This window comes from Kumtagia ephedrae, from assembly GCF_003012745.1.
Classification (GTDB): Bacteria; Pseudomonadota; Alphaproteobacteria; order Rhizobiales; family Rhizobiaceae; genus Kumtagia; species Kumtagia ephedrae.
Genome location: NZ_PXYK01000057.1, coordinates 1 through 9,094, shown reverse-complemented (window position 1 = coordinate 9,094; position 9,094 = coordinate 1). Strand labels below are relative to the sequence as shown.

The 9,094-nt window shown below is 63.8% G+C and carries 13 protein-coding genes; 7 read left to right on the top strand and 6 right to left on the bottom strand.

Translation table 11 applies throughout. The features are described from left to right. The 3 genes from C7I84_RS29100 to C7I84_RS30250 all read right to left on the bottom strand — a co-directional run. On the bottom strand, nt 1–163 hold a 163-nt coding region (locus tag C7I84_RS29100), incomplete at its 3' end, for a transposase family protein (RefSeq protein WP_133170129.1). A 145-nt stretch (nt 164–308) separates the two neighbouring features. Continuing rightward, nucleotides 309–698: a hypothetical protein gene (locus C7I84_RS30255; RefSeq protein ID WP_165816260.1), complete on the bottom strand. Its 390-nt coding sequence runs from the start codon at nt 696–698 to the stop codon at nt 309–311. 33 nt (nt 699–731) lie between these two features. Beyond that, entirely contained in the window at nt 732–899 is a 168-nt protein-coding gene (locus tag C7I84_RS30250; protein WP_165816259.1) for a hypothetical protein, read from the bottom strand. Between the two features lie 335 nt (nt 900–1,234). Between C7I84_RS30250 and rpiA the strand changes: the two genes are divergently transcribed. The 3 genes from rpiA to gor all read left to right on the top strand — a co-directional run bounded on the left by rpiA (nt 1,235) and on the right by gor (nt 4,010). After that, nucleotides 1,235–1,933, top strand: a complete 699-nt coding sequence (gene rpiA, locus C7I84_RS29095; RefSeq protein ID WP_106775705.1) for a ribose-5-phosphate isomerase RpiA — start codon at nt 1,235–1,237, stop codon at nt 1,931–1,933. A 19-nt stretch (nt 1,934–1,952) separates the two neighbouring features. Beyond that, the gene (locus tag C7I84_RS29090) at nt 1,953–2,507 is read left to right on the top strand and encodes a DUF2059 domain-containing protein (protein ID WP_106775704.1); all 555 of its coding nucleotides are present in this window, start codon (nt 1,953–1,955) and stop codon (nt 2,505–2,507) included. A gap of 111 nt (nt 2,508–2,618) precedes the next feature. After that, nucleotides 2,619–4,010 carry a glutathione-disulfide reductase gene (gor, locus tag C7I84_RS29085; protein WP_106775703.1) on the top strand — a complete coding sequence of 464 codons (1,392 nt, stop codon included), beginning with the start codon at nt 2,619–2,621 and terminating at the stop codon, nt 4,008–4,010. A 7-nt stretch (nt 4,011–4,017) separates the two neighbouring features. On the opposite strand, the gene C7I84_RS29080 is transcribed toward gor, so the two are convergent. The 3 genes from C7I84_RS29080 to C7I84_RS29070 are packed head-to-tail and all read right to left on the bottom strand — an operon-like array spanning nt 4,018 to nt 4,917. After that, on the bottom strand, nt 4,018–4,401 hold the full coding sequence (locus C7I84_RS29080; protein ID WP_106775702.1) for a type II toxin-antitoxin system VapC family toxin: 384 nt from the start codon (nt 4,399–4,401) through the stop codon (nt 4,018–4,020). Next, nucleotides 4,398–4,595, bottom strand: coding sequence for a type II toxin-antitoxin system VapB family antitoxin (locus C7I84_RS29075; RefSeq protein ID WP_106775701.1), 198 nt, complete (start codon nt 4,593–4,595; stop codon nt 4,398–4,400). Before C7I84_RS29075 ends, C7I84_RS29080 begins: the two co-directional genes overlap by 4 nt. A 40-nt stretch (nt 4,596–4,635) precedes the next feature. Then, a complete protein-coding gene (locus C7I84_RS29070; RefSeq protein ID WP_106775700.1) occupies nt 4,636–4,917 on the bottom strand; it encodes a transcriptional regulator in 282 nt (93 codons plus the stop codon). A 474-nt stretch (nt 4,918–5,391) separates the two neighbouring features. On the opposite strand from C7I84_RS29070, the gene rpsL reads away from it, so the two are divergent. The 4 genes from rpsL to C7I84_RS29050 all read left to right on the top strand — a co-directional run. Continuing rightward, a complete protein-coding gene (gene rpsL, locus C7I84_RS29065; protein WP_106775706.1) occupies nt 5,392–5,763 on the top strand; it encodes a 30S ribosomal protein S12 in 372 nt (123 codons plus the stop codon). 67 nt (nt 5,764–5,830) lie between these two features. Beyond that, nucleotides 5,831–6,301 (top strand): 30S ribosomal protein S7, encoded by a 471-nt coding sequence (gene rpsG, locus C7I84_RS29060; RefSeq protein WP_106775699.1) that lies wholly within the window; start codon nt 5,831–5,833, stop codon nt 6,299–6,301. Nucleotides 6,302–6,333: 32 nt separating this feature from the next. Beyond that, nucleotides 6,334–8,424, top strand: coding sequence for an elongation factor G (gene fusA / locus C7I84_RS29055; RefSeq protein ID WP_106775698.1), 2,091 nt, complete (start codon nt 6,334–6,336; stop codon nt 8,422–8,424). Nucleotides 8,425–8,490: 66 nt separating this feature from the next. Further along, nucleotides 8,491–9,094: GTP-binding protein (locus C7I84_RS29050; protein ID WP_120785134.1), on the top strand; the 604-nt coding region annotated here is incomplete at its 3' end.

Sequence of the window (9,094 nt, the reverse complement as noted above, 5' to 3'; positions counted from 1 at the left end):
AGTCTTCACAATCGGCGATTGTCGCCGCGACCACCAGGAACAGCACCTCGCGCAACGGGTAGCGCACCTTGGGCGGCTCGCGCGGATCATCGATCGCGGCAAAATGCTCCAGAAGCGTCCGAAGCCGGGAAGGCCGGTACACCGCGCCAGTCTGTTCATGCATGACCAATCACTCCAAACGATGTGACCAGTCATGAATCACGGCAAACCGCGGCAGGAAATCAAAATCTCAATACGTTAACCTGAACTCGCTGCCGTGCGGGCATCCATGGAAGGTGCAGCCGCTGGCGACTGAAGTCGCCCATTTTTCACGATTTTTGCGCCGACACTTTCGGAATTCGTTGGGCACATTGCGAAGTGGCGAGCTTTGCTCGGGCTTTGACGCCTTCGAGTCCGAGGTATCGATTCCCGACACTCTCCGCTCGCTTGCGCTCGCTCACGAGGCCGGGAATGACGACAGCCATGCCAACCGCCGACGTTGAAGACTGGCGGTGGCACCCAACGATGTCGTCATTCCCGACCTCGTGAGCGAGCGCAAGCGAGCGGAGAGTGTCGGGAATCCACACCTCGAAGGTGGCGAAGTCAAAGTCGATGCAGATATCAGGCACTATCGCACCAGCGGAAACCGGTGTCGATGCGTTAATCCGGCAACCGCCCTCACGGGAAAAGAGCAGGTGGGCGCCGGTCCCATAGATCACCCTACCGGTAGTGTCTCAGTTTGAATCTGCGCTTCAGTTTGGTTCGCAGGCCGCTATTCGCTCATCGTAATCCTGGATGTATTTCCCGGAAGTTTCATCCCAGCACAGATCAATCTCATCGCTGATGTGGAACGTTTCCTTGACATCATCATACAGCCAGAATGCAAAAGCGCCGCTAATGCAAAGCATCAGCAGCGCCATGGTGTATCTGATTTGCCTTGTCTGGTTGGACAACGTTACTCGGCTCGCTTCCTGTACGGCCCGCGCTTACCGGCCTTGGGCGCCACGGCGTCGATCATGCCGCAAAGATCATCCATCGACCAGAGCGTCTTGGAGATCAGCCGCCATGGCAGGCGACATTTCAAACTGAGACACTACCTCCCACCCGGAAGGGTTTGCCGGTTAGGCCAAAGATGCTAGGAGCGCCGGCCTACAGCATGTCGCACGGATTCATGCGGCACGCAGGTTCTGATTTTGCGCATGTCCTCATCCCGAAACCGCTGCACTTTCGGGAGACATGCGCAGGGAGGCTGGGGATGGATGCGCGTGCGTTGAAGATCGAAGCGGCGAGGGCGGCACTCGCGCATGTCGAGGACGGCATGCGGCTCGGCATCGGCACCGGCTCGACCGCCGAGGAGTTCGTGCGGCTCCTGGCGGCGCGGATGCGGGAGGGGTTGTCGATCATCGGCGTGCCGACCTCGGAGCGCACCGCGGCTTTTTGCCGTGAGCTCGGCGTGCCGCTGACCACGCTGGAGGAGACGCCGGAACTCGACCTCACCGTCGACGGCGCGGACGAGTTCGATCCCGAGCTGTCGCTCGTCAAGGGCGGCGGCGGCGCGCTGCTGCGGGAAAAGATCGTCGCGGCGGCGTCCAGGCGCATGATCGTGATCGCCGACGAGAGCAAGGCCGTGCAGACGCTCGGCCGCTTCCCGCTGCCGATCGAGGTCAATCCGTTCGGGCTGAAGGCGACGGAGCTTGCCGTCCGGCGCGCTGCGGAGGCGCTCGGCCTGGCAGGTCCGGTCACATTGCGGATGACGAAGGATGCGCCATTTGTTACAGACGGCGGACATTTCATCCTCGATGCATCTTTTGGCCGCATTCCCGATCCAAGGGCGCTGTCGAGCAGTCTTCATTCCGTGCCGGGCGTGGTCGAGCACGGGCTTTTTCTCGGCCTGGCGCAAATGGCCGTCGTGGCCGGCGCGGGCGGCGCGAGAACCATCCTCGCGCAACACTAGAACAGGAGTTGCCTTTCCGATGATCCGGCTGAACCCCATCCGCCTCTTCGCTCTCGCGGCCGCGAGCTCGGTGATGATCCTCGCTTCGCTGCCGGCCTCGGCGCAGGAGGTTTCGGAAGAGCACCTGAAGGCGGCGCGCGCCGCCGTCGCGGCGATCAAGGCGACCGATCCGTTCGACGCCATCCTGCCGGAAGCGGCGGCGGTGCTGAAGCAGACGCTGATCCAGAAGAATCCGGACATGCAGGAAGTCATCATCAAGACGATCGACGACAAGACGCTGGCACTGGCGCCGCGCCGCACCGATCTCGAGAAGGAAGCCGCGCTCGCTTATGCCCGCGTGTTCTCGGCCGAGGAACTCACGGCGATCGCCAGCTTCTACGGCTCTCCGGCGGGGCAGAAGCTGCTCTCCGACGGTCCGATCGTGGTGCGCGAGCTCGGCAAGGCCGCCGACATCTGGCAGCGCGGCGTCGCCCGCGACCTCGCCAACGAGGTTGGCAAGGCGCTCGACGCGATCGTCGCCCAGAACGCGCCCAAGGCGCCGGCGCCCGCGGAAGGGCAGCCGACCAACAACTGAGGCGCCGCGAAAATCCGAAAGCGATCAGCCCGGCCCGTGCCGGGCTTTTCTTTTCGTCACGGGGTGAATACCTGTGACCTGCGTTTCGAAAGCCAGCCGAAGAGGCCGCCCATGCCGGTTTACGACTATGACCTGTTCGTCATCGGCGGCGGCTCCGGCGGCGTGCGCGCCGCGCGCGTCGCAGCCGGCCTCGGCAAGCGCGTGGCGATCGCCGAGGAGTACCGGTTCGGCGGCACCTGCGTCATCCGCGGCTGCGTGCCGAAGAAGCTGCTCGTCTACGCCTCGCAGTTCTCGGAACATTTCGAGGACGCCGCCGGCTATGGCTGGACGGTCGGCGAGACCGAATTCGACTGGCCGACGCTGATCGCCAACAAGGATCGCGAGATCGCCCGGCTGGAGAACATCTATCGCAGCGGCGTCGAGAAGGCGGGCGGCGCCACCTTCCGCAGCCGGGCCGAGCTGGTCGACCGCCACACGATCCGCCTCGTCGCGGAAAACCGGACGGTGAGCGCCGAGACGATCCTGATCGCCACCGGGGGTCGGCCCAATCCGCATCCGGCGCTGCCCGGCCACGAACTCACCATCACCTCGAACGACGCCTTCCATCTGCCAGAGCTGCCGAAGGCGATCGCAATCGCCGGCGGCGGCTACATCGCCGTCGAGTTCGCCAACATCTTCCATGGCCTCGGCGTGGAGACGACGCTGATCTATCGCGGCGCCGAGATCCTGTCGCGCTTCGACATGGACCTGCGGCGCGGCCTGCACGAGGCGATGGAGCGCAAGGGTATCAAGATCATCTGCCATGACGTGTTCGCCGGCATCGAGAAATGCGGCGACGGGCGGCTGCTGGCGCGCACGACGAAGGGCAGGGAGCTTGTCGCCGATCAGGTCATGCTGGCGCTGGGTCGCACGCCGAACACCGAAAATCTCGGCCTGGAGGCCGCCGGCGTGGCGACCGGGCTGGTCGGGGACGTCCTCGTCGACGATCTTTCGCGCACCAATGTCGACAACATCTACGCGCTGGGCGACGTGACCAACCGGCTGCAGCTGACGCCGGTGGCGATCCACGAGGCGATGTGCTTCGTCGAGACGGTGTTCAAGGACAACCCGACCAGGCCGGATCTCGACGACGTGCCGACCGCGGTGTTCTCGCAGCCGGAGATCGGCACGGTCGGCCTGTCCGAGGAAGCGGCGGCGCGGAAACTCGGGGATCTGGACATCTATCGCGCCGCCTTCCGGCCGATGCGCAACATTCTTCCCGGCCGCGAGGAGCGCATGATCATGAAGCTGGTGGTGGAGGCCGGATCGCAGCGTGTCGTCGGTGCGCATGTGCTGGGGCCGGATGCCGGCGAGATGGCGCAGCTTCTCGGCGTCGCCATCAAGGGCAGGCTCACCAAGGAGGTGTTCGACCGCACCATGGCCGTGCACCCGACCGCCGCGGAGGAGCTGGTGACGATGTACCAGCCGAGCTACCGGATAAGGGGTGGCGAGCGGGTCGCGTAGTGCCGACTTACTGAAGCCTTGCGCTGGGAGGCGAAAAAGCGATTCCGAGTTCCTCGGCCACCGTCCGGCAGCGGGAGTCCCGGGTCCAGAGCGTCGCTTCGAGCGTCAGTCTGGTCGATGCCAGTAGATGCGCATCGACATATCCGATGCCACGCGAATGGATTGCGAACCGTTCCACAAGAGCAAGAACTTCATCGTCTCCAGCCATCCGCGCCTTGGGCAGGTTTGAAAGATCGCGGATGATCATACGTCGATTTTTCAACGACCCCATCGCCAGTTCGCCGATGATGAAGGGATGGGTCAAAACACGTTCGTCTGCAAGCAGCGCTTCAAGTTCCGGAAGGGCGCGCCGCAAATGATCGACCCATATCGACGAGTCGACCAGGATCATTCCGCGGCGGGCCGGCGCCTGGGCGCGGACTCCGCGTCGGGGTCACTTCCCCCCAGACGTGCAAGCCGCCGTGCAGCTTCTCGCTGAACGAGGGCTGTCAGCGCCTCACGGATAAGGACCGAGCGCTCCTTGATGCCGGTGTATTGTTCGGCTTTCGCCAGGAGCTCATCGTCTATGGTCAATGTCGTCCGCATGGCATCAAATATAGCATCACTTGATGCGGTTTTCCATGCGTCAATCGTGCTCCTCGAAGGTGACGATCGACACTTCGCCCTCCAGCGCGCCCTGGTAGGCGGAAGCGTGCGGCTCGTCGTCGGGAGCGTCCTGCATCTCGCCGATCTGGTCGAGCTCGGCTTCGGCGAAGCCCTCCTTCGCCAGCGCGTCGAGCGCGCTGCGCACGGCCGAATCGTCGTCGGGCGCCACCAGGAAGATGTGCACCCCTTCCGAGTCGCCGCCCTTGCGCCGGAAAACCCGCCCGGTGATGATGGTGACCGTCATCGGCTCGTTGTCGTTCATGGCATCCTTCCCTGATTCCCGGCGTATTCGGCTGGCCCGAATGCAAGTAGTGGAGTCTGCTCCCGATGCCACCCGGTGGACCGGCAAATCGGCGACATATTCTTCCTGCGCTACGCCGGAGCGGCGAAAGAAAGTTGCCGGGCCTTGCGCCGGCGCCGCCAGGCACCCATTTCAGCGCGGCTTTTGGCGTTTCGGGGTTGACGCTTCGCGGTGTTGCGAGTAGAAGCCGCGACGTCTGAACCGATGTGAGGTCTGACGGTTCGGGGCGTCGCGCCCTGGAGAATCGCCTCAAACAGGGTTCGTTCTACGAGCGAAAACACATTTCCGGCATGCATGAAGCGCGTTGCGCTTCCTCTGCTTTTTGTTCGGGCAAAACCGTGAGACGCGGTTTCTTGCCCGAATTTGCGTATGGAAATGGCGTTCGAAACCGCCCCGGACGGGCCCGACACGGACTACGAGAGACAAGAGGATTTAATGCCTACCGTCAACCAGCTGATCCGCAAGCCGCGCCAGGCGCCGGCGACGCGCAACAAGGTTCCGGCCATGCAGCAGAACCCGCAGAAGCGGGGCGTCTGCACGCGCGTCTACACGACGACGCCGAAGAAGCCGAACTCGGCGCTGCGCAAGGTCGCGAAGATCCGCTTGACCAACGGCTTCGAGGTGATCGGCTATATCCCGGGCGAGGGCCACAACCTCCAGGAGCACTCCGTGGTGATGATCCGCGGCGGCCGCGTGAAGGACCTTCCGGGCGTGCGCTATCACATCATCCGTGGCGTGCTCGATACGCAGGGCGTCAAGAACCGCAAGCAGCGCCGTTCGAAATACGGTGCCAAGCGTCCGAAGTAAGGGTTTTCCCGGCTCCGGCGCTTTTTTCATTCAGCGCTGATGCCGACGAAGTGAGAGACGAGAGAACATGTCCCGACGTCACAGTGCAGACAAGCGCGAGATCAACCCGGATCCCAAGTTCGGCGATCTGGTCGTCACCAAGTTCATGAATGCCATCATGTATGACGGCAAGAAGTCGGTCGCCGAGACGATCGTCTACAGCGCGCTGGAGCAGGTCCGCGCCAAGAGCAAGCAGGAGCCGGTGATCGTCTTCAAGCAGGCGCTCGACAATGTCGCGCCGCATGTCGAGGTCCGCTCGCGCCGCGTCGGCGGCGCCACCTATCAGGTGCCGGTCGACGTCCGTCCGGAGCGCCGTCAGGCGCTGGCCATCCGCTGGCTGATCACGGCCGCCCGCAACCGCAACGAGACCACCATGGTCGACCGCCTGTCGGGCGAGCTCATGGATGCCGCCAACAATCGCGGCACGGCGGTCAAGAAGCGTGAAGACACCCACAAGATGGCGGAAGCCAACCGCGCCTTCGCGCACTACCGCTGGTAACGGCGCGAAAGATCGATTGAGAGGCACCTCCCATGGCCCGCGAATATAAAATCGAAGACTACCGCAACTTCGGCATCATGGCGCATATCGACGCCGGCAAGACGACGACGACGGAGCGCGTCCTCTATTACACCGGCAAGTCGCACAAGATCGGCGAAGTCCATGACGGCGCGGCCACCATGGACTGGATGGAGCAGGAGCAGGAGCGCGGCATCACCATCACGTCGGCCGCGACCACGACCTTCTGGAAAGGCCGTGACGAGAAGCTGCGCCGCTTCAACATCATCGACACGCCCGGCCACGTCGATTTCACCATCGAGGTGGAGCGCTCGCTGCGCGTGCTCGACGGCGCCATCGCGTTGCTCGACGCCAATGCCGGCGTGGAGCCGCAGACCGAGACGGTGTGGCGCCAGGCCGACAAGTATCACGTGCCGCGCATGATCTTCTGCAACAAGATGGACAAGATCGGCGCCGACTTCTACCGCTCGGTCGAGATGATCGGCTCGCGCCTCGGCGCGCAGGCAGTCGTCATGCAGCTGCCGATCGGCGCCGAGAGCGAGTTCAAGGGCGTCGTCGACCTGGTCGAGATGAATGCGCTGGTGTGGCGCGACGAGACGCTGGGTGCTGCCTGGGACGTCGTCGAGATCCCGGCCGACCTGAAGGATCGCGCCGAGCAGTTCCGCGAGAAGATGATCGAAGCCGCCGTCGAGATGGACGAGACCGCGCTCGAGAACTACCTCGAAGGCAAGATGCCGTCGAACGACGAGCTGCGCGCGCTGATCCGCAAGGGCACGATCGCGGTGAAGTTCTTCCCGATGTTCTGCGGCTCGGCCTTCAAGAACAAGGGCGTGCAGCCGCTGCTCGACGCCGTCGTCGACTACCTGCCGTCGCCGATCGACGTGCCGGCGATCAAGGGCATCGACGCCAAGACCGAGCAGGAGATCGAGCGTCACGCGGACGACAACGAGCCGCTGTCGATGCTGGCCTTCAAGATCATGAACGACCCGTTCGTCGGCTCGCTGACCTTCGCCCGCATCTATTCGGGCAAGCTCACCAAGGGCGTGTCGCTCGACAACACGGTGAAGGGCAAGAAGGAGCGCATCGGCCGCATGCTGCAGATGCATGCGAATTCGCGCGCCGACATCGAGGAAGCCTATGCCGGCGACATCGTCGCGCTGGCCGGCCTCAAGGACACGACCACCGGCGACACGCTCTGCGATCCGGCCAAGCCGGTCATCCTGGAGCGCATGGAGTTCCCCGATCCGGTCATCCAGATCGCCATCGAGCCGAAGACCAAGGGCGACCAGGAGAAGATGGGCCTGGCGCTGCATCGTCTCGCCGCCGAGGACCCGTCCTTCCGCGTAAAGACCGACGAGGAGAGCGGCCAGACCATCATCGCCGGCATGGGCGAGCTGCATCTCGACATCATCGTCGACCGCATGCGCCGCGAGTTCAAGGTCGAAGCCAATGTCGGCGCGCCGCAGGTCGCCTACCGCGAGACCATCACCCGCAGCCACGAGCAGGACTACACCCATAAGAAGCAGACCGGCGGTACCGGTCAGTTCGCCCGCGTCAAGGTTCTGTTCGAGCCGAATCCGGAAGCCGGCGAATTCCTGTTCGAGTCGAAGATCGTCGGCGGCGCGGTGCCGAAGGAATACATCCCGGGCGTCGAGAAGGGCATCAACAGCGTCCTGTCGTCGGGTCCGTTCGCGGGCTTCCCGATGATCGGCGTCAAGGCGACGCTGGTCGACGGCGCTTTCCACGACGTCGACTCCTCGGTCCTGGCCTTCGAGATCGCCGGCCGCGCCTGCTTCCGCGAGGCCGCGCCGAAGCTCGGCGTGCAGTTGCTGGAGCCGATCATGAAGGTCGAGGTGGTGACGCCGGAAGACTATGTCGGCAACGTCATCGGCGACCTGAACAGCCGCCGCGGCCAGATCCAGGGTCAGGAGAGCCGGGGCGTCGCCGTCGTCGTCAACGCGATGGTGCCGCTGGCGAACATGTTCAAGTACGTGGACAGCCTGCGCTCGATGAGCCAGGGCCGTGCGCAGTACACGATGCAGTTCGACCACTACGAGCCGGTGCCGACCGCGGTCGCGCAGGAAGTTCAGAAGAAATACGCGTAAGCCCAAAGGGTTCGGCGCGAAGCTAGATCTAACGCCTTAACGGGCTGCAAGGTACGGAGACCTCACATGGCCAAGAGCAAATTCGAGCGGACGAAGCCGCATGTGAACATCGGGACGATCGGCCATGTCGACCATGGCAAGACGTCGCTGACGGCTGCGATCACCAAGTATTTCGGTGAGTACAAGGCGTATGACCAGATCGACGCCGCTCCCGAGGAGAAGGCGCGCGGCATCACGATCTCGACGGCGCATGTGGAATACGAGACGGCCAAGCGCCACTACGCGCATGTCGACTGCCCCGGCCACGCCGACTACGTGAAGAACATGATCACCGGTGCTGCGCAGATGGACGGCGCCATCCTGGTTGTGTCGGCTGCCGACGGCCCGATGCCGCAGACGCGCGAGCACATCCTTTTGGCCCGCCAGGTCGGCGTTCCGTCGATCGTGGTGTTTTTGAACAAGGTCGACCAGGTCGACGATCCGGAGCTCCTGGAGCTGGTCGAGCTCGAGGTGCGCGAGCTCCTGTCGAAGAACGAGTTCCCCGGCGACGACATTCCGATCATCCCGGGCTCGGCGCTTGCCGCGCTGGAGGATTCGAACAAGGAGATCGGCGAGGACGCCATCCGCAAGCTGATGGCGGCGGTCGACGACTACATCCCGACGCCTGAGC

What these genes read in the sequence shown, in the direction of transcription:
- C7I84_RS30250 (WP_165816259.1), bottom strand. Translation starts at nt 899, where the DNA reads ATGGCGCTGCTGATGCTTTGCATTAGCGGCGCTTTTGCATTCTGGCTG.
- rpiA (WP_106775705.1), top strand. Translation starts at nt 1,235, where the DNA reads ATGGATGCGCGTGCGTTGAAGATCGAAGCGGCGAGGGCGGCACTCGCG.
- C7I84_RS29090 (WP_106775704.1), top strand. Translation starts at nt 1,953, where the DNA reads ATGATCCGGCTGAACCCCATCCGCCTCTTCGCTCTCGCGGCCGCGAGC.
- gor (WP_106775703.1), top strand. Translation starts at nt 2,619, where the DNA reads ATGCCGGTTTACGACTATGACCTGTTCGTCATCGGCGGCGGCTCCGGC.
- C7I84_RS29080 (WP_106775702.1), bottom strand. Translation starts at nt 4,401, where the DNA reads ATGATCCTGGTCGACTCGTCGATATGGGTCGATCATTTGCGGCGCGCC.
- C7I84_RS29075 (WP_106775701.1), bottom strand. Translation starts at nt 4,595, where the DNA reads ATGCGGACGACATTGACCATAGACGATGAGCTCCTGGCGAAAGCCGAA.
- C7I84_RS29070 (WP_106775700.1), bottom strand. Translation starts at nt 4,917, where the DNA reads ATGAACGACAACGAGCCGATGACGGTCACCATCATCACCGGGCGGGTT.
- rpsL (WP_106775706.1), top strand. Translation starts at nt 5,392, where the DNA reads ATGCCTACCGTCAACCAGCTGATCCGCAAGCCGCGCCAGGCGCCGGCG.
- rpsG (WP_106775699.1), top strand. Translation starts at nt 5,831, where the DNA reads ATGTCCCGACGTCACAGTGCAGACAAGCGCGAGATCAACCCGGATCCC.
- fusA (WP_106775698.1), top strand. Translation starts at nt 6,334, where the DNA reads ATGGCCCGCGAATATAAAATCGAAGACTACCGCAACTTCGGCATCATG.